Here is a 23750-nt window from a genome sequence, read left to right as displayed (position 1 = left end):
CGAAAGAGGCCATAATGACAAAGTACGTAGACAAGTTTAAGAACCCGGCCAATAACTATGTTGAGACGGCCACAACGCCGTTTTCATTCTTCCTCTGTATGCTTTTTGGCCCGTTGTATTTCCTGTTGAAGGGCAATTTTAAACATTCAATCTTCTCCCTAATCCTGATGTGCATGACCTATGGCGTGTCAAATCTTATTTATCCCTTTGGCGTGTATGTAATAAACCGTGAATATTACATGAAGCGCGGATGGGTGGCGGTGTAGGATGATATACGCTCAGAAAATAGGCTTTTGGCCGCTCACATATGTACGTATTGGGGATGTTTCCGAATTCAGACTGTTTGGAAAGGTCATCAAAAATCAAATTCATTCAAATAACTGGCAAGATATCAGCACGGCACCGAGAGACGGAACGGAAATTCTGGCACTTCAAGATCTTCCGACAAATATTTACATGGTCGTTAGCTGGGATGATAGTTCTGTCGATGAAAACATGAGATGGGCTTCCATTGACGGAGTTTACCACAAAGATCTGTTTACGCACTGGCAGCCGTTACCAGCCCCACCCACAGAGGCATGATTGACCTTAACCCAGAAACAGGAAGACTTCTGCCAAGCTATCCTCACTGGCGTAAATTTCAGTGACGCTTATCGCATAGCTTATGACGTGTCCAAGATGAAGGACGCTAGTATACATAGAGCAGCGAAAGAGTTAATAGATAACCCCAAGATTGTATCAAGACTGGCAGAACTACGGCAACCAGCCATAGAAACGGCTCAAATAACGCTCAAACAGCATCTGGACGACCTTAAAGACCTTCGAGATAAGGCAACCCTTCGCCATCAATACACCGCAGCCATCAGCGCGGAAATCGCCAGGGGCAGGGCGGCAGGTCATTACGACAGTAAGAAGGCAGAGCCGCCACCTCAGGGATTGACAGTACCCGAGGATTACAGCCTAAGCCCGGATGAGAGCGTGCCGGATGCGCCAATCCTCTAGTCCAGTCCATTTAACCCCGAAACAGGCAAACATCTTCGTATGGGGATGGCAGAAGACCGCCCGTTTCCGTGATGCCGTGTGTGGACGACGCTTTGGAAAGACCTTCCTCGGTAAAGCAGAGATGCGAAGAGCCGCACGACTGGCTATGAAATGGGGTGTGAGCGTTGAAGACGAGATATGGTACGGCGCGCCAACCTTCAAACAGGCCAAAAGGGTATTCTGGAGACGGTTGAAACAAGCCATCCCTCCCGAATGGCGAGACGGCCGGCCGAATGAGACCGAGTGCTCAATCACCCTGAGAACAGGCCATATCATCCGGATCGTGGGATTAGACCAATACGACAATCTCCGGGGATCTGGGTTATTCTTCGTCCTGATCGATGAGTGGGCAGACTGTCCGTACGAAGCCTGGGATGAAGTCCTGAGACCGATGCTTTCCACCTGTAAGTACATGGTTGACGGAGAGCTGAGAAGGGGAGGCCATGCCCTCAGGATCGGAACACCCAAGGGATTTAACCACTGTTACGACACTTACCAAGCCGGTCAGGGAACCGAACCAGACCATAAGAGCTGGCTTTACACGACACTCGACGGGGGCAACGTGCCGGATGAAGAGGTTGACGCTGCCAGACGAACACTCGATCCAAGAACCTTCCGGCAGGAATACGAAGCTAATTTTGAAAACTATCAAGGGGTGGTTTATTACTGCTTTGACCGCAGGAAGAACCATACCGACGAAACGATCAAACCCAGAGAGGTTCTGCATATCGGTATGGATTTCAACGTCGGCAAGATGGCGGGGATCGTTCATGGTATTCGTGAGGGTCTTCCTCGCGCTATGGATGAGCTGATCGACGTATTCGACACACCCGCTATGATCAAGAAGATAGATGAACGCTATCCAGATCATGAGATCGTCGTGTATCCCGATGCGTCAGGGGATAACCGCAAGAGTACAAACGCCAGTGAGACCGATATCGCATTGCTCAAAAAAGCCGGGTATAAAATCAAGGTCGATGCCTCCAATCCGTCAGTAAAAGACCGGATCAACAGTATGAACGCCATGCTCTGTAACACGTATGAAGAGCGCCGATATTTGATTAATACGCGGAAATGCCCGAAATACACTCAATCACTCGAACGTCAGGTCTGGGATGAGAAGGGCGAGCCGGATAAGAAATCAGGATTCGACCACCCGAATGACGGCGGTGGATACTGCATTACGTATTTATATCCGATTAGGAAGCGTGGAGTGACAATGAAGAGGGTTGGCGGAACTTAGACTACATAGGTACTCCACCGGAGAAATCAAGAAAAAGGATTCTTAAAAGAGTGCGTTATCTAGATACATTCTAAGCAAAAGACTTTTTTTTAATATCGGATCGCCGATTAAAGTGAAAATTGAGACTTTCACACTCATTATTTATAAGGCCATAGAACCACTTCCCGAAATCTCGAATATAGCCTGTTGTTGACACAATTGTGCCAAAATCAGACGCAATATCGAGTGGGTTTTCTAGCTTCATGGCCGTTAAACAAATTTCTCCGGCAGTAAGTTCTGTATAGTTTCAAATATCTTCTTGTCTTATTTAGGCGGTGTGTTATCCTTAACCGACCAAGGAGCCAGCAATGCAGCCAGACGACAAGCACGAAGAATACACCGAGTTCGAACCAGTCTGGAAACGCTGCCGGGATGCAGTAGCCGGGCAACGCGCCATTCAAGAGGCTGGCAAGGCATATCTCCCCATGCTGGACGGTCAGGAAACCACCGCATACGACAAGTATCGTTCCCGCGCCCTGTTCTACAATGCCACCGGCCGCACAGTAGACGCCATGACCGGGCTGGTATTCCGCAAGCCAATGGTCATTGAAGTTCCAGAACAGATGAAACCGTGGCTGGAAGACATTACCCTTGCAGACGAAACACTTACAGATTTTGCCGAGACAGCCCTTTATGACGTTCTAACCGTCGGCCGTGGCGGTATTATGGTGGACATGCCCAAAGCCGCTGATAACATCACCCTAGCCCAGGCTGACGCATTACAGATCCGGCCATACCTCACATTCTACAAAGCAGAGAGTATTCTGAATTGGGAATTGGCACGGGTAAACAACGCTTACCGGATCGTTAATGTATGGTTGAGCGAGAATTATAAATCAGATGAAGGCAAGCAGGAACATCAGATCCGACAGCTCACTCTTACCGAAGGCGCATATAATCAGGTTGTTTGGCGTAAGAAGAGCGTTGAGAAAAAGGCCAAAGCAGCCAATAAAGATGCATTTGAGTGGTTTGAATACGAGCGGATCATCCCTACCAAGGCTAGCGCAGCCATTACAGAAATTCCGTTTTACCCGGTATCCCCCCGTAAACCCACCATGACCGTTATTGCCCCACCGATTGAATCGCTGGTGGACGTTAACATTTCGCATTACCAGAACAGCGCAGACCTTGAAAACGGCGCTCATGTGTCTGGATTGCCGACACCGTACATCACTGGCGTGGATAAGGAAGACGTTGGAGAATTGGCTCTGGGAAGCGGAACAGCGTGGTTACTGCCGAATGCAGAGAGCAAAGTTGGGTTCGCACACGTTGGAGCAGATGGGTTCAAGTCCCTCGAAAACCTCCTTGATCGTAAAGAAAAGCAAATGGCCTCTTTGGGAGCGAGAATGCTTGCCCCGGAAAAGAAAGATGCAGAAGCAGCCCAGACCCATGAAATCAAACGCAGCGGTGAAAGTAGCGTATTGTCGGCAACCTGTGGGGTTATCGAACGCCAGATCACCAAAGCATTGAAGTTCGCAGCCGAGTGGCAGAGCATACCGGGAGATATATCCGTTGAGCTTAACCGTGACTTCTTCCCGCCGAACTTCACCGGCGCAGACCTGACAGCATGGGTATCAGCACGTCAGGCAGGGGAGATCAGCAAGGAAACACTGTTTAACGTGCTTAAATACAGCGAATGGATTGCAGACGAGCGGACATTTGAGGAAGAGCAGGATGCTATTGAGGGGGATGGTCCGACGTTGAGTGAAATAGCCGAAAAGTAAGTAAATACCGCTCCTACTAGTTAAATGCATTATATTCAGTTATTTGCGAATATGTTGATCTCTATTTAAGTAAATGGAAAAAGGACGAAAAAGCTCATCTGATAAAGAGATTGAAGTAGCAAAATTGAACTTCAGGCAATCGGTTTTAATAGCTTTGATATCTGCTTCATCGGGTATTATTGTTACCTATTTGACTGTTTCTAGTAAGTTCCCGGCAGTCCAGGCCGAAGTCGCGGAAAACACAACTAGTCCAAGTGATTCCAAAGAATATGTCGAGCCACTTTATAACACCAAAAACCATCTGTACTATCTGCGAATATCGAGCGCAAGTCTAACTTCAAAAGATGTCGAATTTTCAGGGATCAGAATTCATGGGTACATTGAGGGTGCGCCAGTTTCTTATCCGATGAAGTCCGTTTGGGCAAAATTGCCAGTTGGAAAAGTAGGGAATTACCCATTAATTTTAAAAGAAAAGCGTGGGTTTATGAGCTTCACCATGATTGCACAGGACAAAAATGGAGTACTATACGAGTTCACTGATGAAATGAGAAACGTGAGCCTCACTTATGATGTGTCAAAAACACCATACGAGGTAGATTTCAATCTCAACTTAGATTTGCTTTCCCCTCACAATATAAAGGCAGAAGCTAAGGTTAGTATCGAAATAAGAAAAGAGCCATTCGAATACATAAATTAGGACTTTTGGATCTGCAATTTACCGTTGACATCCCATAAAAATCATCCTAGAATACTCCCCGTGACGGTAGGATTGATCCCCTCTCGTCCATATTCTCTCTGATGGAGCCGTCACTTTAATCATTGCAGGGAGAGAACAGAGAGATAGAGAATGACTGAACACACACCGACACCTTGGCGCATCCTTCCTGAGGAAGTTGATAAAGACTATATCCGTATTCGTGGCACTGTACTCGGTTGCCGATACAAGATTGCCAACGTTTTGACACCTGTCTACGATGGCGCGCCTCAACGGGAGGCTGATGAAACCAGAGCAAATGCCGATTTGATTGTCCGAGCCTGTAATGCTCATGATGATCTTGTGGACGCTCTGGAGCGCATGATTGATGGTTTTGGTTACACTTCATACATTAGCGATGAGGAAAAGCAGAGTGATCCAGATGTCATTTTTGCACAGAATACACTTGCCAAAGCAAAGGCGGTGCAATCATGACCATCACACGCGAACGGCTGGAATTAGGGATTGCTCTGGCATCTTTACTTGAGAGAAACTGGGCAGACTCGTCACCAATGCATGTAATCATGGACGCTGCGAAGGAATATCTCACCCTGATATACGCTAAGACAGCACCAACAACGGATGGATTTATTCAAGGCTATGCCACAGCACTTGCAAATGCAGCCCGCTTGGAAGATTGGCGGCCAAATCATAATACGGGCGGCTTTTCGATGCAGTCTTTTAAGGATGCTGGCGTTGACGAATACGACCTGAAAGAATTGGAGAAGCACATTGACTGATTTAACGAGGGAACGTCTGATAGAATTTATTGGAGAGGCTGTTCATACTGCTTTCCGTAAAGGGTCAGATTGTGAACAGGCGGGTAAAGTATGGCGATTAATTAGAGATATGCCTATGCAGGAGTACGTATCTGTTATTGAGTTTATCGTTGATTCACTACCAACCCCACCGGAGAAAAGCGAATGACCGAATTTAATAAAGCTGAACAAGATGCAATCAATTCTCTGAAACGCCTTGCTAAAAAGTGGCCACAGACATTAAAACTAATGTCGATGGCGGGATTATTGTACGTTATTCATTCAAATAATTCTTATGAGTTTGTTAATTCTGGCGGTGAAAATAGTGAACATATCCAAGGAATACCATGTGATGGAGGTGATTTCTAATGACCGATCAATCAAAACCCACCACTCATATGCCTGATGTTGCGTATTTATATCAAGATGCAAATGGGTTATGGAGCGCTTGGCCCGAAAAGGGAACAAAATACATCCGCGCTGATCTGGTTCCAGCAGCACCCACAGGCGATAAGGCAGCGGCTTTGGATAGATTAAATCAGCCTGTTGATCCAATTGCTTCTGGTTGGAAAAAATTGATTGTTAGGGATTGTGAACTCGAAACAATCCGCGCCGCCTTACAGCAGGACGATAGCGATCTGGTCAAGGCGTTGGAGTTTTATGCTGATAGGAAATTTTGGTCAAATCGCCGCGATCATCACGGTGGCTACTCAATATTTGAAAGGGATACCAATGGATATGAAATCGCTGAAAAGGCTTTAAAAGGCAGAAAGTGTTCTAAGTGCCCACAGTAAACGAACGCATTCTTGAAGCCCAGATCAAGCACTCTGTATACTTGGAGCGCTACAAGGGCGGTGTGTTAAAGAAGATCATCGGCCTTCTGAATGACACAGAGGCCGACCTGATCGAGCTTATCGCTGCACGGCTTGCCAGTATTGAAGGCAGGGCGTTCAACCTATCCCCGGCAGAGACAAAGCGCCTTGAAAAGCTTCTGGAAGACATCCGCAAGAAGCGCGAGGACGTTTATTCCGTTATCGAAAAAACGATATCGGGAGAAATGAACGACTTCTCCCAATACGAAGCAGACTTTCAGATCCGGTTAGCCGAGACAGCTGGGGTACAGGCATCCTTCACCATGCCGAGCAATGCCCAGCTCAAAGCCATCGTCACCAGCCAGCCATTCAGAGGCAGGTTGCTTAAAGATTGGGCGAAGGGACTGGCGCAGGAAGAACTCCAACGTGTTCAGGATGCGATACGTATAGGTATCACCGAAGGCCAGACAACCGACCAGATCATCCGAAGAATACGGGGAACCAAGAAAGCAAAGTATCAAGACGGTATCTTGGAAATCAGCCGCCGGGACGCCGAAGCCGTCACCCGGACAGCGGTGAGCCATGTCGCCAACCGTGCCAGGCAGGAGGTCTACAATGCGAATGCTGATATCGTTAAGAAGCTGCAATACGTGGCAACGCTCGACAGCAGAACCACGCTTATTTGTGCCTCGCGTGACGGGAAGGTTTATGATCTCGGTAAAGAGCCAGCGTTACCCGCGCATTTCCGGTGCAGATCGGTACTGGTAGCCTACTTTGAGAATGATGAAGTGGGAGATAGGGCCAGCGTGTTTGGTCCGGTTCCAGCCAGCACGACATTCAGTGAGTTTTTGAAAAAGCAGAGCATTGACTTTCAGGAAGAGGTCTTGGGCGTTGAACGCGCAAAACGTTTCAGATCCGGCGAGGCTCTGGAAAAATTCGTTGACAAGACCGGAAGAACCTATACTCTAAAAGAACTTAAAGCCCGAGAAACCTGATCACCCGAAAGGATCAAAATGTGTTCCCGTCTCCAATTGGCCATAATGATTTACAAGTTTTTGCTTCGCCATAAAGCCGGTTATGTAGTGGCACGTAAACACGCAGACGGCAGGTTTGAAATTACAGAACAGGCAAGCTTAAATACTTTTGACAGAAAATTGTCCTAACAAAAACTGCTAAACCCGAACCCACAGGAAGACCAATGAAACTAAAAGCAATCCTCGACAACCTTGATGGCGTAGACGAAGCCCTTAAACCAGCATACACGGAGAAGGATGGCAAGTTCGTTTTGAACATTGAGGGGTATGACAGTCACCCGGAAGTCCAGGGCTTGAAACGATCCTTACAGGTTTCCCGTGATGAGAAAAAGGCTATTGAAACCCAGCTAGGCGAGATGAAAGAGAAATTCGGCTCCTTGCCTGATGAATTCAATATGGAAGAATATAATCGTCTCAAAGATGGCGGCGGCGGTGATGTTAATCAAAAACTTGCCGATCAACGTGCACGGCTGGAAGATGCCAGCAAAAAAGCGTTGGATGTGGTCAATAAAAAATTGGAAGACGCAACCAGTAAATTAAATAAACTACATGTTGATAGCGCCTTAAATTCCGGTATTACAGAGATTGCAGTTGCCGCGCCTTTCGCTCCCGCTGTTCGCGCCATGTTCAATGACAAGGTAAAAGTTGACTATGAGGGCGGTGAACCAATTGTTACAATCGAAAACATGCCGGTCAACGAGTATCTCAAAACTTGGGCAGGCACAGACTTTGGGAAACATTATATCGTAGCACCCGGCAGCGGTGGCGGTGGATCAGGCGGATCAGGAGGCGGTACACCAAATAAAGCTGACAACCCTTGGTCAAAAGAAGGCTTCAACCTCACGAAGCAGACCGAGATTGAACGAGACGATCCGGCCAAAGCAGCGCAGTTAAAAGCATCCGCAGGAAAATAATTCAAAAGCCCTTTAACCGGGGCTTTTTTAATGCTTGCATAAAATTAAAATACGTGTTTATAATTAATCGCACTGGTCGGGATGACCGGAGCGCGGATAGCGGGATGCTTCCATACAACGGTGCGTAAGCCGTTATTTGATGCGCGGGATGCAAAGTCACATAGACGGAATCCACCAAAGAACAATTTCATTTTCTTTTTTGGAGGTCCTTCGTGGCTATTACAAAACTTTCAGATATTGGCGTGTTGCCGACCAATGTATCAGACTATATTCTGCAACAATCCATCGAAACAAACGCCTTTTGGCAGTCCGGCATCGTTCGCCGTGATGTTACCCCTGAAGTTCAGGCTCTCCTGAACGCTGGTGGTAAAGAAGTTATCTTCCCATTCTTCAATGACTTGACTGGTTCCGGTCAGATTATGGACGAAGCCGATAACATCACTGTCGGTAAAGTCACAACTGGCTCCGGTAAGGCTCCTGTCATGGAACGTGCCGAATCCTGGGGTTCAACCGATCTTGTCGCGGATTTCTTGGGTCAAGACCCTATGAAACTGATCGCTGATCGTGTTGCTGCTTTCTGGTCACGCCACTATCAGGGAACACTTCTTTCCGTCCTCAACGGCGCTGTCGGTGCTGTTACCGCAAACGTGCTGGATATTTCCGGTGGCTCAGGGGCTGCGGCTGTTATCGACGCGGATTCCTTCATCGACGCCAAGCACCTTTTGGGTGACCGCTCCTCGAAACTGGTCGCAATTGCCATGCACAGCAAGTCCCTTGCCGTTCTGGAAAAGGCCAACCTGATCACATACATCACGCCTCAAGAAGGTCTAGCTCGTAAAATCGCATACTATGGCGATCTGCGTGTCATCATCGACGATACAATGACCAACGGCAGCGGTATCTATAAGACATACCTGTTTGCCGAAGGTTCGATCCTGTTTGGTGAAGGTGGTGTTAAAACCCCGGAAGAGACAGAGCGTAACGCTTTGACATCCGGTGGTCAGGAATACCTGGTATCCCGTAAACGCTTCATGTTCACACCGACAGGCGTGTCATGGACTGGTACACCGGTCAAATTGACACCATCGAATACTGAATTGGCGACGACAAGCAACTGGACACTGAAATACGACCAGAAGAACATCGGTATCGTCCAGTTCGTCCATAAGATCGCTTAATTGATTTTAGCCCGGTTTAACCGCCGGGCTAAATTTACCCTACCGACTAAATACCTCTTAATTATCTTGGAGTACAAAAAATGGCTAAAGAAGAAATCGACATTCAGGCCGAACGTCAAAAAATCTACGCAAAGCGTGATGCTAAACTTGCAAAGGAAAAAGCTGAACGTGAGAAAGATGCAGTTGACGAGCGCGGCTCACCAATTAAAGACGCTATGAAGAATTCCCCGGCTGTCCGTGCGACAGATGGCGGAGTGCCTGGCACAGTTGAGAAAAACCCTATCGAAGAAGCTGATAAAGCCGAAGCTGATGGGAGCGACTATGGCGAAATCACTGAAAACTCGACTACAGCTCAGATTAAAGCTGAATTGGACGCGCGTGGCATTGACTACAACGGCGTAACCAAAAAAGCCGATCTGTTCGCTTTGTTGGGTTAATTAAATGCCATTCACGGTCGAAGATGGAAGCATTGTAGAAGGAGCGAATTCCCTTTGTTCGCTTGATTACGCAAACGCATTTCACTCCGACCGTGGAAATACCTCTTGGACTGGCACCGATGCCGTCAAAGAGGCTTCTCTAATTAAAGCAACCGATTACATTAATCAAAAATATTCCTTTCGTGGCCGTTTGGTAGAATATGATCAACCTTTGGTATGGCCTCGCGCCTGCATTGCCGGGGTTGAATACGACACAATTCCCACAAGAGTAAAGGCCGCAGTTGCGGAGCTGGCACTGGAAGCTCTCACGGGATCACTAAGCCCCTCAATCAGCCCACAGGGGCAGGTTAAATCTAAGAAGGTTGACGTGATCGAGATTGAATACTTCGCCTCTGCCAGCGCCAATACTAAGCGCCCAGCCATTGACGGTCTATTGCGTCCATACCTCTCAGGAAGCGGGATTAACGTCCCGGTGGTGCGTGTATGAGCTTTTATGATATAATGGCCGAGATGGCAAAAGAGCAGATCAATGAGTTTGGCCGTACCGTTATTTTGCGCCGGAACAACGAAGGTCAATATGATCCTTCTGATGACAGCTTTACCGGGTCAACATCTGCCGAGGAGAGCATAAAGGCACTGTTTACCGATTTTACAGAGAAAGAGATTGACGGTACTATTATCCTCAGAGGCGATAAAAAGGTCTTGATTGCCAGTGCAGAATTATTAGCCCCACCACAGCACAATGACACAATTGTTGACGGTAATGACGAATACAAGATCATCCCTATGTCCACAATTCAGCCGGGCGACACGCCAATCATTTACAAATTGCAGGTGAGAAAATGACAGGTTGCAGAATTGGTAAGGTCAAAATGAAAAACGGTGGTGCGCCTGTTTATTTGATCCACAGCCAGTCCCATAAGAAGACAGATGCTGAGGTTATTCTTCAAGAGGCTATTCAGATGGTCAGGTCAGGATTCCTGTTAGATGTTGGTATCGTGGGTGCCATTGTTGATGACCAGCTTACTACTAGTTTCAGCGAGGGCATGAAGGGCAATGTTTACGCCGGAGTTGCTGCGTGTGAAGTGCTGAAAAACCGCTTATTGGATACATTGGAAAAATGACAGTAGAAGATCAAATCAGAGCTGCCATGGAAAATAAAGTGTATAAGGTTCATCGAGACCTTGTGCGCTCAACAGCCATTCTTGCCTATGCTAACATCATTCTGGCTACACCAGTCGATACAGGCCGCGCCCGTGGTAACTGGAATATTGCCGTCAACAACATTGATTACAAAACCACCGAAAATACCTCGCCACCAGATACTAACCCAGGTATTAAATACACCGCTGGTGATACGATATTCATTTCGAACAGCCTGCCATACATTCATCGATTGAATGACGGATATTCCAAGCAAGCCCCGGCCAACTTTGTTGAAAAGGGCATTGATATTGCCGTCCGTCAGGCGAAAAACCTAGCCAAGCGAGGTGGCAAATGAACTACGAAATCGCAGTGAAAACCATCCGCAAGATCTTTTCGGACGCATGGGGAGACACAACAAAGGTCGCATATGATGATGTGAAGTTTGACATCCCAACAACAACCTGGGTCCGGTTCAACATTTCCCATTACGACGGCAATCAGGCCAGTATCGGATCACCGGGCAGCAATAAGTTTCGACGTTACGGATTGATCGCAGCGCAGGTTTTCCAGCCGCAGGGTCAGGGAAGTCTGGACGCGAGGAAAAAGGTCGATCTGATCATTCCCATCTTTCAAGGCAAACAAATTTCTGGTATAACATTCTATGACGTTCAGGCGCGGGAAATCGGTAACGATGGCGCGGGATGGTATCAGGTAAACGTGCTTTCCAAATTCTATTATGACACCATTGCTTAACCAAGGAGACCCCTCATGACCGATTCCTCACAAACCCGCCTTGCCTATGTTGCCGAAGTAACGTACGGCACGACACCGGCGACACCGGTATTCAAAAAAGCCCGCATCACCGGTGAGAGCCTTTCGCCGTCCATTCAGTATGTTTCCAGTAATGAGATCCGCCCGGATCGTAACGTCGCTGACATGACCCGTGTTGGTCAGGAAGCAGCCGGGGATATCAACTTTGAACTTTCATACGGATCATTCGATGATTTCCTTGAAAGTCTGATGTACAGCACTTGGGCGACAAACGTCCTGAAAAACGGTGTGACGCGTAAATCTTTCACGATCGAAAAGACTTATGCCGCGACAGCGAACCAATTCCACCGTTACCCCGGATCAGTCGTCAACAGTCTTTCGCTGAATATGCGCGCCAAAGAGATTGTTACCGGCTCATTCAACATTATGTGCCAGACCACAACTTCCGCTCAGGCGATTATCTCCGGGGCGACATACACAGAACCAAACGCCAACCCCGTCATCAACGCAGCCAATAACTTTGCCTCCCTGTCAATCACAGGCGGTGGGACGGTTCAGTTAATGTCTCTGTCACTGAACATCACCAACAACCTTGAACAACAGCCTGTCATGGGTCAAGTAGCCAGCAAGGGCATCCGTGCCGGGCAATGTGTGGTTACTGGTGAGATGGAGGCATATTTCGACAGTCAGGAACTGTTTGAATTGTTCTTGGCCGATACAGCCGCTGATCTTACCTTCTCTCTTGGTGGTGCTTCGACACTCAAATACGTTTTCTTCATTCCGAAACTGAAACTGACTGCAAACAACGTTTCCGCAGACGGTAACAATCAGGACGTGATGCAGAAGATTAGTTTCCAGGCATACTTTGACGCAACGACAGCCGCTCAATTAAGAATTACGCGTACACCGTAACAAGTTGGCACCCGGATGCCTAAGAATACTTGCAAGTTAGGGGGCGGTCTGTTCGGGCAGATCGCTTCCGTCTAACCCCCGAAGGAACTTCAATGACCAAGAAAACAAAGGCATCTCCGAAAGTTGCCACAGACCTGCTTGCAACATTCCTTACAACGCTCCATGAAGGTTTTGAGACAGATACCAATCTGGAAACCAAGGCTGGTGTCGCATTCGATTATGGCCGATACGGTACATTCGTCTTGCGCCGTGCCATCCACCGGAACCACGATTACGCCAAGGCAATGAAGGACAAAATCCTTCCGTATCTAGAAACCCGTGGCGATCAAGTTGATGGTCAAGAAGATACGAAAGCCAATAAGCTGATGGCCGAAGTTTACGTTGAAACTGTCATTGTGGGATTGAAAACCACAGATGGCGTAACAATTCCTTATGACGCAACTGCGAAGAAAGGCTTGGTTAATCTGTTTGTCGCCGCGCCGGATCTGTTCACGAAAATTCAATCTGATGCCTCGGACGCTGCAAACTACCGGAAGAAAAAAATTGAGGCCGAAGCAAAAAACTCACAGAAGTCCTAGTCTGGGAAACGGAATGGGGCGATAAGGTTTCATTTCTTGAAGGCTTGCAGCGAGACGGACAAAAAGTTGCTGCATTAGAGCGTCGCCCTAAACTTCTCCCCGGCTTGGACTTCTACTTGATTGCATACCAAGAGTTGAGGTATGATAAACCGATTGGAATGAGCATAGGCCCGATACCTTGGTCTTCTATTGATAGATGGGCGTTGAGAAACGGAGTGAATGACATTGACGATTTCACAGTTTTGGAAAGCCATATCAGGTCACTGGAGAACGCAGCTTATCAATTTGAAGAGAAGCGCAAGGGGTCGAAATGAGTGATGTAAATATTGTCGTTGGTATTACCGGAGATCCTTCCGGTGGCCGTACCATAAAAAAATCACTCGATGATATCAATTCTTCCGGTAAGAACGCCACCAGCTCAACTAAACAGCTTGAAAATCAGGTAAGAGCCACAACACTGGCGACAAATGGCCTTGCAAGAGCCTTTGGTGCGCTGGGTGCTGTGATGAGTGTCGGGCAGATCGTCAAGATGGCCGATCAATACACGGTCATGGAAGCCCGATTACGAAGCGTTGCCAGAACCACGCAGGAAACCACGCGGATGATGGGCGAATTACGACGCATCTCCAATGCCACCGGAAGTGAGATGGCGACCAGCCTTTCCATTCTTCAGCGTCTTTCGTTCGTCCGTGAAGAAATCAAAGCCACCAATAATGATATGCTGTCTTTCACCGAGACAGTCACAAAACTTGGTGTGACGTCGGGCGCTTTACCCGATGCGATGAAAGCCGGTTTGATGCAGTTAGGACAGGCACTTTCGAGGCCCAAAGTCCAAGCAGAAGAATTTAACTCAATCATGGAGAATATTCCGGCGGTCGGGAAATCGATTGCCGATGAGCTGGGTGTTACCACTGGTCAGATGAAAACGCTTGTAGATAGTGGCAAAATTTTGTCAGGCGATGTATTTTCAGCAATTCTAAACCAGACTGAAAAAGTACGGTTGGAATTTGAGCAATTCCCCAAAACCGCCGCTCAAGGCGCTAAACAGATGGTCAACAGTTTTGACCAGATTATTGCACAGGCGAACAGTGCGACCGGAGCAACAAATGGTATTGGGATAGCATTGCGAGGCGTTGGTCAAGGTGCGAAAATGATTTACAACGGCCTCGCAACCACTTTTGATTTCATGGTGGCTGGCATATCTGAAACCGTAAACTTGATGCTAGTTGCTATCAATAAAGCTATTAAGGGAATGAACTGGGTTAAGCGTAACGCCCCCTCCTGGACAGGGATTGACAAAACACAGATTGATCTATTCCAGACTGGTGATATTGGCGGTGCGTTACAATCAGCGAATGCAGCAAGAAAAGAGCGTGAATCTGCTTTATTTGGCGATGATGTCGGTGGAGTGATTACACCGGAGCAACGGGCTATTTCTCAGGACTATGCCAAAATTGCCAAGGATATTGCTGCTAAGGGCAATGAGAATAAAGAAGCCCTCAAAGCACAGAAGAAAATTCAGGAAGAATTAACTGACGCGATTAAGGATTCCCGCACGGAAACAGAACAGCTTTACGACCGTATTGCTGAGATGGAACGGTTGAAACCATTCGCCAAGACGAACGAGCAATCCGAGGCCATTGCCAAAAACATCAAGAACGCCCGTGATGAATTGAACAAACTGGCAGTAGAAGCGGAACTCGATAGTCCACTGGGTAGGGCCTTCCAATCCCTTGCCAGTGAGGTTGATGACGGCTTTAAGGATGCGTTTAAATCAGCCTTTACCGAGAGTGACGGTGGTTTTAAAGCCCTTCTGAATGGTTGGAAGAACACATTTAAGAGTTTTCTTGCGGATCTTGCCTATCAGGCTTTTGCCCGCCCAATTGTGATTTCTATGGTTGGCGCTGTGGGCGGGATGTTTGGCCTTTCATCCGGGGCAATCGCCTCAGCATCAAGCACCGGGGGGAATGTCGCAACAACCGTAGGATCAGGCGGAGGTATGTTCAGCGGTGTTTCCAGCTTATTCAGTACGGGATATAGCCAAACACTCGGTGGTATTGGTGGTAAGCTTGGAAGCAGCCTTGGATTAGGTTTCGGTAAGACGGCACAGCTTCAACAGGTTTTTGGAAATTCTGCATTTGGTGGTATTGGAAGCCTAGGCGCACAGCTGTTGGGTCTTGGTTCAGGTAATATGATCGTGGATTCCGGCCTTGGTATTGGCGGGAGCTTGATTGGTAGTGCTTTTGGTGGCCCGATTGGCGCAGGTATTGGCGGTTTTATCGGTTCAGCGCTTGGTGGATTGTTTGGCGGCGGCAAGCCATCGGACAAAGCTCAAAGCGGATATATCGACCTGAACAGCCTTGCGACTTCAACAAGCGGAATGACCGGCAAGAAATTCAGCCAGGAGAACGCAAACTTTCGTGATGCAGTCCTAAATGAAGTATCTGCTCTTGCCTCGCTGATGAAAGACGTTGGCGGTCAGGTAAATGGAGCTTTCGGGTTTACTATTGGTAGCCGCGACGGTCTCCGCATTGAAGGCGGTCAGAACTACGGAAATAACACCGAAGCCTTTCTTAACGCTGTTAAGCAGCTCGTTGTTGCGAGTACTTCGGGGTTAAATTCAACCTTCCAGACCATCTTGAACAAAGTAGGTGTTGGTAATACAGCCGCTTTGTCGGATGCTTTTGCTTTTGGTAAATCGTATGAGGCCACGCTCAATCCTGTGTCCGTCGCCGAGCAATTGACCAAGGCCATTGCTGATCTGAATGTCCAGTTCTCAGATATGATCAAACGCGCTACCGATCTGGGATTGCCGATTGAAGAATACACAAAGGCTCTGGATAAACAGAAAGAGGCCGCGATTGGAGCGTTGAAGGCTCAGGCGGCGGGTTTTTCCAGTCTGGAAGAAATGACCAAAACCTTCAAGGCTTTCCTCGATGGACAGTCGTTGAGCGCCAATTCCAGCCTGAACCCAATGGATAAATTAGGTCTGGCTCAGAAGAACTTTGACGACCTTCTGAAAACAGCCCAAGGGGGTGATCTGACCGTTACAAGCGATCTATTAGGGGCGGCAGCAACGTTGATTGAGCTGGGGCGTGGTATTTATGCATCATCCGTCAGCTTTGTTGCATTGGAGGGTTTTGTCCGGTCGAGTGTGACCGAGATTGCCCGTGCCGCTGGGGTTCCCGGGTACGCAAAGGGAACGAATTCAGCTTCCCCGGGAATTGCCATGGTGGGTGAGCAAGGCCGTGAACTTGTCCGTATGGGCGGTGGTGAACAAGTCTACACCGCAGGCCAGACAGCGGGGATTATGGCGCTCTCGGGGAATGCTGCCGGGGACATTGTCCGAAGCAATGGACAGATGGCAGCCATGATGCAGGAAAACACTGAAAAGCAGGAACAGAACCGTAAAGAACTCGTAAAGATGCGTAAGGTGATGGAACGGATGACAAGTTACCTGAAAGTCGCAGCATGACCGATTACCTGAATTTCTTCGGTGATCTGGCAATAAGCCAGTTAGCGGACGATCTTGACCAGTCCACACCCGATCCCTTTGTAATCCTTCAACAAAACCCGGATGCACAGCTCGTTTATCTGATTGAGGCATATCCATACGATCTAACTCAGGAAAACACTTTTGATGGAGATCCGCCTTTCGGAACGCTGTCAATCAGTCAATACGGTTTTAAATATTATGGTGGCGTTACACTGGTATGTTTATCGGATGTCGGATTTGTGACTAAGCCAACTGATACGCTGGCAAACAAATACTTCATCGGCCGTGTCAACAACGCTTTCCAGTTTGACGTTTCGGTCCTGTCCAATGATGAGTTTGGGAACAGCAATCAATCCTATGGTTCTATCGTCATTCAGAATGGTGATGGAGACCTTGACCGCTTAGTGGACTATTTCTGGTCATCCCGACGCGTAACAGTGAAAGCCGGGGCGACGTGGTTTCGATATCAGGACTTTGCAACCATCTTTGATGGAGCGATTGATGACTTTGACGGGGACGACGAACAGTTTACCCTGACGATTAAAGACAACCGATCCAAGACAGACCAGCAGATTGTCTCCGGAATTTATGGTGGCACGGGTGGCATCGACGGTGGCGCGGATATTGCCAACACCTACAAACCGCTTGCATACGGTGTGATCAAGAACGCTGAGCCTGTTTTGGTGGATTCGGTGAACCTGATTTATCAAATCCACGATGGATCTATTCTTTCCGTAGACGCTGTCCGGGACCGGGGTGTTGCTCTTACTAATGTAGGGGATGTTCCAGACATTGTGAGCGCGAGTGTTGCCGCTGGACAGTTTAAAACCCAACTTTCAGGAGGATTTATCAAACTTGGCTCGACTCCTGCCGGGCGTATTACAATGGATGTTCAGGGTGAGAACGCCAACGGTTACGTCTCAAAGACTGGTGAAATTATCGAGCGTATCGTTACAACGCGGTTAGGGTTGAACCCGGTTGAGCCGGAATATATCGACGGCGGGTCATTGAATGATCTGGACGCTGTTTTAACGGGAGATGTGGGAACGTATATCAATCGAAATATGACGGCCAGTGACGCGATCAACGACCTGATATCAGGGGTAGGGGCGTACTGGACATTCACAAGACAGGGACTTTTGTTTGCCGGGACAGTCTCCCCGCCAACCCTCGAAAGCACGACCCTCACGATTAATGACATTGACGAGCAGGGAATTAAGCTCGACCGGATCAACAAACCAGCCTGGCGGATTTCCGTCGCCTATGCCCCGGCTTGGACTGTGCAGGATGAAAGCGAACTCGCCGCGGCGACGACCGATGCAGACCGATCCTTTGTCTCGAATGAATATAGATATCTGACCAATGAAGACCGAGCGATACGGAGTCAGAGCAAGGAAATGATCGAAAAGATTTTCTACACCAATATCGCAAATGAGGCCGACGCTCAGGCCTTGCTTGACCGTCTTGTCTTAGTCCACGGCGAACCAAGGCAGGTTTTCCAGCTCACTGTTTACCGCGCTTTGTTTAAATTATACATTGGCGATCAAGTGAAATTGATATACAATCGGTTCAATCTTGATGCCGGGAAAGTCTTTATGGTTTCCGGTGTTTCGGAAGACGCCGAGACCGGCGCAACTGTCTTTGAACTCTGGGGGTAGCTATGCAGAATATGATTTTAGCAAATGCCCTTTTGTCCGATGCCGGTGTGATTGGCGGCACTGGCGGCACTGGCGACCTGTCGATTGCAAACCTTCAAAAAATGGACTTGAAAGCCATCTATCGGGTTCTGGGGGATACCGTTGCCTTGACGGTTGACCTGCTCTCTGCAAAAGAAATCAACCTTGTTGCATTAATAGCACACAATTGCTCTGCGATTGCGTCCGTCCGTGTCCGGGCTTCAAATACCAATAATCCCGTAACAGCACCATACGATACAGGACTTTTACCAGCACGATCCAATCAGACCACATTCGTTGACAGCGGCTATCCACTGGAAAGAAATATGTTCCTGTCGTTCTTTTCACCGCAGACCTATCGCTATTGGTTTATCGACATTGTGGACACCGGCGCGGCCTATATTGATATTGGAAGGCTGTATATCAGCAAAGCATTCCAGCCTGATACAAATATGGATTACGGTTTGGCTGAGGGTGTTGTCGATCCGTCCCGAGTTAATCGGGTTGCCTCAGGCGGGAAGATCCCACGTGAGTTCGTCAAATACAAAACCGCTGAGTTTGCCCTTGGATACTTGAATGAGGCCGATACTTTCGGTAAGGTCTTTGCTCTGGAATTGGCCTGTGGCCGGACGAAGGACGTATTGTTTGTCCCAGATCCGGACGCAAAAGAGTTTTTGCAAATCCGCTCGTACTATGGCACGATAGAAACAATTAATCCAAAGGTGAATTATCAGTTCTCCCTTTTCAACAAAGCTTTCCGGATTGAGGAAATTCCAGCATGACCCTGAAAACTGCCGACCGCGTATTTGAAACTTCGACAACAACCGGAACCGGAACGCTTACACTTCAAGGTCCGGTCGCTGGTTTCCAGTCCTTTGTAACAGGTGTGGGGAATGGTGCGAAGGTTCCATACACGATTACTCAGGCTGACGCATTCGGTGTTATCGTATCTTGGGAATGTGGGACAGGAACTGTAACAGATGCAGCCAGTGACACGTTATCCAGGACTACTGTCTTACGCTCATCTTACTCCAACGCCCCTGTGAATTTTGGATCTGGTACGAAAAACGTTTATTTGGGCTTTATTGCTGATGTCGTTCCAACCCGTGATGAAAACCTGAACTTTATCGAGGGTTTTGGAGTAGTTGCTGGCACGGCAAACGCTTTGACTCTCACGCTTCCGGTTGTCCCCAAAGGTTATTCAGATGGAATGACTATCAAGGGTTTCGCGACCAATGCCAACACTGCCGGGGCGACCACGATCAACGTCAATTCCCTCGGTAGCAAGAATATCAAAGTGAACGGCGCTGATCCGGCTGCTAATGTTTTGACCAATGGAGGGTATTTTGAGGCGGTTTATAAGTCTGCCTCTGGATGGTTTGAATTGAGAGGGACTTTACCAGTCGCCTCCGATACTGTCGCGGGGATAATTGAAATTGCCACAGATGCAGAATTTAGAACTGGAACAGCGACTGATCGCGGCACAACGCCAGCAAACGTAAAAGCCGGGCTTGGATTTACGAAGATTTTTGAAAGCGCTGAGCAGACAGTTACCAATAACACCGTCGTCAGTGTCGCCCACAGTCTAGGCGCTTTCCCAAAGCTTGTCATGGTAACTTTAAGGGCGAAAAACGCCGTTTTGGGCTTTTCTGTGGGAGATGAAGTGCCTCTGGCGAAAGACAACGATTACACGAATGGCGGGGCGTCAGTAGGCTTCAACGCCACAAATATCTGGGCTGGCGTTAATAATGCGCCTTTCGTTCAAAGAAAAGACAACGGCCTGATGGCACAAATTACGTTAACTGACTGGCGATTTGTGATGAGAGCCTGGGCATAAATCACATGGAATACTTACACACCGAGCACTAAATTGAGGGCATGACCAGAATGGATGACGAAAAGATAGCGATTGCCAAAATGGGTGTCGGAGCCAGTGGAGCCGTCCTTTACAGCTATACGCTTAATGAGTGGGTGGCGATTGTGACCCTGCTTTATCTTGTCCTGCAAATCGGTTTGCTGATGCCAAAATATTACGAGGCACTATCAGCGTATTTGCGGAATAGAAAATGAATTCTCGCGCTGCCGGGATAGCTGTTGCAGGTGCGATATCCTTTGCCCTTCCGATTGTGACATATTACGAGGGATTAAACCTTATGTCGTATCTCGATCCCGTGGGTATCCCGACGATATGTTACGGCAGCACTTCCGGCGTGAAGATCGGCCAGACGCGCAGCAGGTCAGAGTGTGACCGGCTGTTAAACGCTGAATTGGGAGAGGCGATCTCGGCTGTTGACCGTCTGGTCAAAGTTCCCATGCCTGATACGCGCCGCGCCGCCCTAGGTAGCTTTGTCTATAACGTGGGTGCCGGAGCCTTTGCAAGATCAACCATGCTGAAAAAGCTTAATGCCGGTGATGTTGTGGGCGGTTGTAACGAACTTTTGAAATGGGTGTACGCCAAAGGGAAACGTCTTAAAGGGTTGGAACGCCGCAGAAGCGCTGAGGTTAAGCTATGCCTACAATCCTGAAATATGCCTTATATCTGGCCGCTGTAATCATCGGATTGAACATTGGCTATACCCTCGGTCATTGGCGAGGTAAGGCAGATGGTGAAAAGCTTGCCATTGCCGACCAGAACGTAATTGCCACCAAAGAAGCAGTCAAAGCCACCTCTCAAAGGGAGAAAATTGACCATGAAACACGTAAGCTTTCGGATAGTGCTATTGATGCTGAGTTGCGGGCTGGTGGCTGGATGCGCTCAGACGAGGATCGTTGATACCGGGTGTTCGTGGACACGCACGATCATGGCGCATCCGCTGGATACCGTTGAGACGAAGCGCAAAATTTTGGCGCATGATCTGGCCCGATTGAAGAAATGCTCCGTATGAAATTATGATTAGTTGATTTTTGTAGCGACTTCTTTTAATTCATCTGACCCTGCGTAAGATCCAGATATGTTATGATATTTAAGTTCCTCATCATCTGTGCTACAAATTTCAATTACTTGTTGCCATCTGTTATTAGTAACTGCTTCCGGTCTAATATCCTCTATGAATGTAACTAAACTGCCTTCAATTGTTACCTCTCCAATAAAAGTGAGATTGCTTGATCCGGTACTTCTCATTTCAAAGCGCATATCCGGAGTGACAGTGAGTATGTCATTAGGAAGTTTCCATTTACCAACTAACTGATCAATGGTTACCGGAGACTCTTGGGCGGTACATCTGACCGATACGTGGCTCCAGTAAATAGCACCGCCGAGACCTATGGCTGCAAGAAGAATGGCCGTTATAGCAATTCCTGCAATATTGTCCTTTTTCTTAAAAAATAACTGTACAATAAAATAACAGACGACAACATAAACGACTAGAGCCGCAATCATAATAATTAGAATTTAGTTTAGGTTTTATTATAATGAAATCAGTATGAGGTAGATATTTACTTAAAACTTATGAAATATTTCTAGGATTTATTGTCTTCGAAAAAGCTCTAAGTTCTACCTGATCTTCCGTAATCTGCCCAAATAACCTTGCTGCCTCTGTGAAAATGGACAGCGGATGCTCTGGGCTGAAATTATCGTCCCTCTCAACTGCCGGGAGTCCAGTGTTGCGCTGTTTAATTTCTTCCAACTCGGGGAGATATACGTCACCCAATTCGGGACAACCCATCCCCAGGTCACACAGCCCAAAGGCCATTCCCTCGTAAAATGGTGATAGCTCTGTGAGCAACCAGATCGCCCGGCCATTGGTAGCAAACAGTTTTACAACCGGGACCGGGTCGATGTCCTGGCTCTCGGAGCGCTTACCGTTTTCTCTAAGCTTGGCTTCTTCTTCTGGTGTGTAAAGGCGTGACATGATTGCTCCTTTGAATATTATAAGGGGCTGCCGTGCTGCGCACAAGGGGTTTTCGTGAGGAAGACTGCGGCATTGTCCGTCACATGAATTGAAAGATATTTTTCTGATATTTGGGTATGGAATTTGGATCAAGTGCAATTGTCAGTTTGTTAAAAGCATTTTATGATATTTTCACAGGTAGAAAGAGGATTAGAGCCTCGCTCTGGTGTGATCAGGATGATTATATTAGTATAATTAACGATTCTGACAAGGCCATATCGATTGATAGATGGGAATTGGTTTGGCAAGTACAAACAAGCGTACATCCGCAAGAATTTAAATACGAGAATCTGGATCGATATACAGATGATTTAAGTCGTTTTGTTAAAATTCCCGGAAAGGATAGGTTCACGATCACATTTTCAGGCGAGGATAAATTTGATTGGAATCCGCCATACCGAAAAGGTCAGAAGTTATTCATTGAGTTATATATGGAGGGATCAAAAAAGCCTTTAAGAATTTGGCTATTTGATACCTTCACCTATAATTCGAAACGATGACATTTATCTCCTCAAATATTGCTTGACACATTGTAGGTCTTAGTTTACAGTAATCGTATCAACCAAGGAGACCACAGTTGACCGACCTAAAAAACCTCCGCGTAAGTCTTAACGCATCCCTTCAAGACATTGGCAACGGTACAGGCGTTGGTAAACAATACGTCCATGACATTGAAACAGGCAAACGCCCTATGTCTGACAAATTCAGAAAAAGCCTTCTCTTATGGTTGAAAAGCAAGCGCAAAATAATTGAGAAAATAATCAAAAATCTTGAAAATAATGCTTGACAATCCGTAAGTCTGTGGTATTCTAAGGATACAAACCAAGGAGAGAACAAATGATCAAATCTTACCAACACCTCGCATTAGACATTCCAGAAGACACAGAATACGAGCCAATCCTTTGCATTGTGAAGCTTATCGGTTTAACCATTGGCGACATTGAAGCACATGGTCAGGTAACGGCTTATATGGGATATGACGAGTCAGGCGACTACTTTGTACCGATGGACGTTGTTGACAGCCGCTTGGTTACTAATTCAGAAGAAGAAGCACTTAATCTGGATAATGACACCGTATATGATGCAATGCTTGCCGCATACGAGAGATTTGAAAACTACTTTGAACGCACAGAAGTGAGGGAGGTATAATGTTCTATTTAACCTATCTTCTCGTAGCCGCTCTCTGCATCGTATTCATTGGATGCGTTATAACCTCTTACTGACGTGGTTCCCTTTTGGTTTACACTTTTGCGGGTTAGTAAATATTTAAAAACTTCAATTCTTATCCAGTTTGTCGGTAATATTCGGCTTCAAAAGCTGCTGGATTTAAATAGTTCAAAGAGGAAT

The 23750-nt window shown here is 47.4% G+C and carries 33 protein-coding genes; 31 read left to right on the top strand and 2 right to left on the bottom strand.

The window, feature by feature from the left end; translation table 11 throughout:
- The first annotated feature begins 14 nt into the window (after positions 1-14).
- The 29 genes from FBF61_RS05365 to FBF61_RS05230 all read left to right on the top strand — a co-directional run bounded on the left by FBF61_RS05365 (position 15) and on the right by FBF61_RS05230 (position 21286).
- On the top strand, positions 15-266 hold the full coding sequence (locus tag FBF61_RS05365) for a hypothetical protein (protein WP_138476182.1): 252 nt from the start codon (positions 15-17) through the stop codon (positions 264-266).
- Position 267: 1 nt separating this feature from the next.
- Positions 268-582, top strand: coding sequence for a DUF551 domain-containing protein (locus FBF61_RS35480; RefSeq protein WP_138476181.1), 315 nt, complete (start codon positions 268-270; stop codon positions 580-582).
- Entirely contained in the window at positions 583-1002 is a 420-nt protein-coding gene (locus FBF61_RS05355) for a terminase small subunit (RefSeq protein ID WP_138476180.1), read from the top strand.
- Between the two features lie 121 nt (positions 1003-1123).
- Positions 1124-2284 carry a phage terminase large subunit family protein gene (locus FBF61_RS05350; protein WP_205748237.1) on the top strand — a complete coding sequence of 387 codons (1161 nt, stop codon included), beginning with the start codon at positions 1124-1126 and terminating at the stop codon, positions 2282-2284.
- 347 nt (positions 2285-2631) lie between these two features.
- Positions 2632-4047, top strand: coding sequence for a DUF4055 domain-containing protein (locus FBF61_RS05345; protein ID WP_138476178.1), 1416 nt, complete (start codon positions 2632-2634; stop codon positions 4045-4047).
- A 73-nt stretch (positions 4048-4120) separates the two neighbouring features.
- Complete coding sequence (locus tag FBF61_RS05340; protein WP_138476177.1) at positions 4121-4744, top strand: hypothetical protein; 624 nt, start codon at positions 4121-4123, stop codon at positions 4742-4744.
- A gap of 150 nt (positions 4745-4894) precedes the next feature.
- Complete coding sequence (locus FBF61_RS05335; RefSeq protein WP_138476176.1) at positions 4895-5236, top strand: XkdD/Y8K6 family phage-associated protein; 342 nt, start codon at positions 4895-4897, stop codon at positions 5234-5236.
- Positions 5233-5541, top strand: coding sequence for a hypothetical protein (locus FBF61_RS05330; protein WP_138476175.1), 309 nt, complete (start codon positions 5233-5235; stop codon positions 5539-5541). The genes FBF61_RS05335 and FBF61_RS05330 overlap by 4 nt, the downstream gene beginning before the upstream one ends.
- Positions 5542-5724: 183 nt before the next feature.
- Positions 5725-5928 carry a hypothetical protein gene (locus FBF61_RS05325; protein ID WP_138476174.1) on the top strand — a complete coding sequence of 68 codons (204 nt, stop codon included), beginning with the start codon at positions 5725-5727 and terminating at the stop codon, positions 5926-5928.
- A 29-nt stretch (positions 5929-5957) separates the two neighbouring features.
- A complete protein-coding gene (locus tag FBF61_RS05320; RefSeq protein WP_138476173.1) occupies positions 5958-6353 on the top strand; it encodes a hypothetical protein in 396 nt (131 codons plus the stop codon).
- Positions 6341-7366 (top strand): minor capsid protein, encoded by a 1026-nt coding sequence (locus tag FBF61_RS05315; RefSeq protein ID WP_138476172.1) that lies wholly within the window; start codon positions 6341-6343, stop codon positions 7364-7366. Before FBF61_RS05320 ends, FBF61_RS05315 begins: the two co-directional genes overlap by 13 nt.
- Positions 7367-7569: 203 nt before the next feature.
- Positions 7570-8319 (top strand): hypothetical protein, encoded by a 750-nt coding sequence (locus FBF61_RS05310; RefSeq protein WP_138476171.1) that lies wholly within the window; start codon positions 7570-7572, stop codon positions 8317-8319.
- A gap of 212 nt (positions 8320-8531) precedes the next feature.
- On the top strand, positions 8532-9497 hold the full coding sequence (locus FBF61_RS05305) for a major capsid protein (protein ID WP_138476170.1): 966 nt from the start codon (positions 8532-8534) through the stop codon (positions 9495-9497).
- An 80-nt stretch (positions 9498-9577) separates the two neighbouring features.
- The gene (locus FBF61_RS05300; protein ID WP_138476169.1) at positions 9578-9934 is read left to right on the top strand and encodes a hypothetical protein; all 357 of its coding nucleotides are present in this window, start codon (positions 9578-9580) and stop codon (positions 9932-9934) included.
- A 4-nt stretch (positions 9935-9938) separates the two neighbouring features.
- Positions 9939-10421: a DnaT-like ssDNA-binding protein gene (locus tag FBF61_RS05295; protein ID WP_138476168.1), complete on the top strand. Its 483-nt coding sequence runs from the start codon at positions 9939-9941 to the stop codon at positions 10419-10421.
- A gap of 23 nt (positions 10422-10444) precedes the next feature.
- Positions 10445-10780 (top strand): hypothetical protein, encoded by a 336-nt coding sequence (locus FBF61_RS05290; RefSeq protein WP_138476167.1) that lies wholly within the window; start codon positions 10445-10447, stop codon positions 10778-10780.
- Positions 10777-11058, top strand: coding sequence for a hypothetical protein (locus tag FBF61_RS05285; protein WP_138476166.1), 282 nt, complete (start codon positions 10777-10779; stop codon positions 11056-11058). Before FBF61_RS05290 ends, FBF61_RS05285 begins: the two co-directional genes overlap by 4 nt.
- 26 nt (positions 11059-11084) lie before the next feature.
- Positions 11085-11435: a hypothetical protein gene (locus tag FBF61_RS05280; RefSeq protein WP_138476165.1), complete on the top strand. Its 351-nt coding sequence runs from the start codon at positions 11085-11087 to the stop codon at positions 11433-11435.
- A complete protein-coding gene (locus FBF61_RS05275; protein WP_138476164.1) occupies positions 11432-11833 on the top strand; it encodes a phage tail terminator-like protein in 402 nt (133 codons plus the stop codon). The genes FBF61_RS05280 and FBF61_RS05275 overlap by 4 nt, the downstream gene beginning before the upstream one ends.
- A gap of 15 nt (positions 11834-11848) precedes the next feature.
- On the top strand, positions 11849-12763 hold the full coding sequence (locus FBF61_RS05270) for a phage tail tube protein (protein WP_138476163.1): 915 nt from the start codon (positions 11849-11851) through the stop codon (positions 12761-12763).
- A gap of 92 nt (positions 12764-12855) precedes the next feature.
- Positions 12856-13341 (top strand): phage-derived protein YdaY family protein, encoded by a 486-nt coding sequence (locus FBF61_RS05265; protein WP_138476162.1) that lies wholly within the window; start codon positions 12856-12858, stop codon positions 13339-13341.
- Between the two features lie 44 nt (positions 13342-13385).
- The gene (locus tag FBF61_RS35755) at positions 13386-13655 is read left to right on the top strand and encodes a phage tail assembly chaperone (protein ID WP_445438729.1); all 270 of its coding nucleotides are present in this window, start codon (positions 13386-13388) and stop codon (positions 13653-13655) included.
- The gene (locus FBF61_RS05260) at positions 13652-16816 is read left to right on the top strand and encodes a tape measure protein (protein ID WP_138476161.1); all 3165 of its coding nucleotides are present in this window, start codon (positions 13652-13654) and stop codon (positions 16814-16816) included. The genes FBF61_RS35755 and FBF61_RS05260 overlap by 4 nt, the downstream gene beginning before the upstream one ends.
- Positions 16813-18495 carry a hypothetical protein gene (locus tag FBF61_RS05255; protein WP_138476160.1) on the top strand — a complete coding sequence of 561 codons (1683 nt, stop codon included), beginning with the start codon at positions 16813-16815 and terminating at the stop codon, positions 18493-18495. Before FBF61_RS05260 ends, FBF61_RS05255 begins: the two co-directional genes overlap by 4 nt.
- Before the next feature lie 2 nt (positions 18496-18497).
- Positions 18498-19295, top strand: coding sequence for a hypothetical protein (locus FBF61_RS05250; RefSeq protein WP_138476159.1), 798 nt, complete (start codon positions 18498-18500; stop codon positions 19293-19295).
- On the top strand, positions 19292-20350 hold the full coding sequence (locus FBF61_RS05245) for a hypothetical protein (RefSeq protein WP_138476158.1): 1059 nt from the start codon (positions 19292-19294) through the stop codon (positions 20348-20350). The genes FBF61_RS05250 and FBF61_RS05245 overlap by 4 nt, the downstream gene beginning before the upstream one ends.
- Before the next feature lie 41 nt (positions 20351-20391).
- Complete coding sequence (locus tag FBF61_RS05240; protein WP_138476157.1) at positions 20392-20583, top strand: hypothetical protein; 192 nt, start codon at positions 20392-20394, stop codon at positions 20581-20583.
- Complete coding sequence (locus FBF61_RS05235) at positions 20580-21038, top strand: lysozyme (protein ID WP_138476156.1); 459 nt, start codon at positions 20580-20582, stop codon at positions 21036-21038. Before FBF61_RS05240 ends, FBF61_RS05235 begins: the two co-directional genes overlap by 4 nt.
- On the top strand, positions 21023-21286 hold the full coding sequence (locus FBF61_RS05230) for a hypothetical protein (protein WP_138476155.1): 264 nt from the start codon (positions 21023-21025) through the stop codon (positions 21284-21286). Before FBF61_RS05235 ends, FBF61_RS05230 begins: the two co-directional genes overlap by 16 nt.
- Positions 21287-21406: 120 nt before the next feature.
- Here the strand turns inward: FBF61_RS05230 and FBF61_RS05225 are convergent, their stop codons facing one another.
- Both FBF61_RS05225 and FBF61_RS05220 read right to left on the bottom strand, forming a co-directional pair.
- The gene (locus FBF61_RS05225; protein ID WP_138476154.1) at positions 21407-21892 is read right to left on the bottom strand and encodes a hypothetical protein; all 486 of its coding nucleotides are present in this window, start codon (positions 21890-21892) and stop codon (positions 21407-21409) included.
- A gap of 67 nt (positions 21893-21959) precedes the next feature.
- Positions 21960-22364 (bottom strand): DUF2958 domain-containing protein, encoded by a 405-nt coding sequence (locus FBF61_RS05220; RefSeq protein WP_138476153.1) that lies wholly within the window; start codon positions 22362-22364, stop codon positions 21960-21962.
- Positions 22365-22480: 116 nt separating this feature from the next.
- Between FBF61_RS05220 and FBF61_RS05215 the strand changes: the two genes are divergently transcribed.
- A complete protein-coding gene (locus tag FBF61_RS05215; protein WP_138476152.1) occupies positions 22481-22903 on the top strand; it encodes a hypothetical protein in 423 nt (140 codons plus the stop codon).
- 337 nt (positions 22904-23240) lie between these two features.
- Positions 23241-23552 (top strand): hypothetical protein, encoded by a 312-nt coding sequence (locus FBF61_RS05210; protein WP_138476151.1) that lies wholly within the window; start codon positions 23241-23243, stop codon positions 23550-23552.
- Positions 23553-23750: the final 198 nt, after the last annotated feature.

Origin of the sequence: Dyadobacter bucti, from assembly GCF_005869225.1 — a bacterium.
Classification (GTDB): Bacteria; Bacteroidota; Bacteroidia; order Cytophagales; family Spirosomataceae; genus Dyadobacter; species Dyadobacter bucti.
This window is presented reverse-complemented; position numbering and strand designations above follow the sequence as displayed.

Coding starts and splice junctions, on each gene's coding strand:
- FBF61_RS05365 (WP_138476182.1), top strand. CDS start 15: ATGACAAAGTACGTAGACAAGTTTAAGAACCCGGCCAATAACTATGTT.
- FBF61_RS35480 (WP_138476181.1), top strand. CDS start 268: ATGATATACGCTCAGAAAATAGGCTTTTGGCCGCTCACATATGTACGT.
- FBF61_RS05350 (WP_205748237.1), top strand. CDS start 1,124: ATGCGAAGAGCCGCACGACTGGCTATGAAATGGGGTGTGAGCGTTGAA.
- FBF61_RS05345 (WP_138476178.1), top strand. CDS start 2,632: ATGCAGCCAGACGACAAGCACGAAGAATACACCGAGTTCGAACCAGTC.
- FBF61_RS05340 (WP_138476177.1), top strand. CDS start 4,121: ATGGAAAAAGGACGAAAAAGCTCATCTGATAAAGAGATTGAAGTAGCA.
- FBF61_RS05335 (WP_138476176.1), top strand. CDS start 4,895: ATGACTGAACACACACCGACACCTTGGCGCATCCTTCCTGAGGAAGTT.
- FBF61_RS05330 (WP_138476175.1), top strand. CDS start 5,233: ATGACCATCACACGCGAACGGCTGGAATTAGGGATTGCTCTGGCATCT.
- FBF61_RS05325 (WP_138476174.1), top strand. CDS start 5,725: ATGACCGAATTTAATAAAGCTGAACAAGATGCAATCAATTCTCTGAAA.
- FBF61_RS05320 (WP_138476173.1), top strand. CDS start 5,958: ATGCCTGATGTTGCGTATTTATATCAAGATGCAAATGGGTTATGGAGC.
- FBF61_RS05310 (WP_138476171.1), top strand. CDS start 7,570: ATGAAACTAAAAGCAATCCTCGACAACCTTGATGGCGTAGACGAAGCC.
- FBF61_RS05300 (WP_138476169.1), top strand. CDS start 9,578: ATGGCTAAAGAAGAAATCGACATTCAGGCCGAACGTCAAAAAATCTAC.
- FBF61_RS05295 (WP_138476168.1), top strand. CDS start 9,939: ATGCCATTCACGGTCGAAGATGGAAGCATTGTAGAAGGAGCGAATTCC.
- FBF61_RS05290 (WP_138476167.1), top strand. CDS start 10,445: ATGGCAAAAGAGCAGATCAATGAGTTTGGCCGTACCGTTATTTTGCGC.
- FBF61_RS05285 (WP_138476166.1), top strand. CDS start 10,777: ATGACAGGTTGCAGAATTGGTAAGGTCAAAATGAAAAACGGTGGTGCG.
- FBF61_RS05280 (WP_138476165.1), top strand. CDS start 11,085: ATGGAAAATAAAGTGTATAAGGTTCATCGAGACCTTGTGCGCTCAACA.
- FBF61_RS05275 (WP_138476164.1), top strand. CDS start 11,432: ATGAACTACGAAATCGCAGTGAAAACCATCCGCAAGATCTTTTCGGAC.
- FBF61_RS05270 (WP_138476163.1), top strand. CDS start 11,849: ATGACCGATTCCTCACAAACCCGCCTTGCCTATGTTGCCGAAGTAACG.
- FBF61_RS05265 (WP_138476162.1), top strand. CDS start 12,856: ATGACCAAGAAAACAAAGGCATCTCCGAAAGTTGCCACAGACCTGCTT.
- FBF61_RS05260 (WP_138476161.1), top strand. CDS start 13,652: ATGAGTGATGTAAATATTGTCGTTGGTATTACCGGAGATCCTTCCGGT.
- FBF61_RS05255 (WP_138476160.1), top strand. CDS start 16,813: ATGACCGATTACCTGAATTTCTTCGGTGATCTGGCAATAAGCCAGTTA.
- FBF61_RS05250 (WP_138476159.1), top strand. CDS start 18,498: ATGCAGAATATGATTTTAGCAAATGCCCTTTTGTCCGATGCCGGTGTG.
- FBF61_RS05245 (WP_138476158.1), top strand. CDS start 19,292: ATGACCCTGAAAACTGCCGACCGCGTATTTGAAACTTCGACAACAACC.
- FBF61_RS05240 (WP_138476157.1), top strand. CDS start 20,392: ATGACCAGAATGGATGACGAAAAGATAGCGATTGCCAAAATGGGTGTC.
- FBF61_RS05235 (WP_138476156.1), top strand. CDS start 20,580: ATGAATTCTCGCGCTGCCGGGATAGCTGTTGCAGGTGCGATATCCTTT.
- FBF61_RS05230 (WP_138476155.1), top strand. CDS start 21,023: ATGCCTACAATCCTGAAATATGCCTTATATCTGGCCGCTGTAATCATC.
- FBF61_RS05225 (WP_138476154.1), bottom strand. CDS start 21,892: ATGATTGCGGCTCTAGTCGTTTATGTTGTCGTCTGTTATTTTATTGTA.
- FBF61_RS05220 (WP_138476153.1), bottom strand. CDS start 22,364: ATGTCACGCCTTTACACACCAGAAGAAGAAGCCAAGCTTAGAGAAAAC.
- FBF61_RS05215 (WP_138476152.1), top strand. CDS start 22,481: ATGGAATTTGGATCAAGTGCAATTGTCAGTTTGTTAAAAGCATTTTAT.
- FBF61_RS05210 (WP_138476151.1), top strand. CDS start 23,241: ATGATCAAATCTTACCAACACCTCGCATTAGACATTCCAGAAGACACA.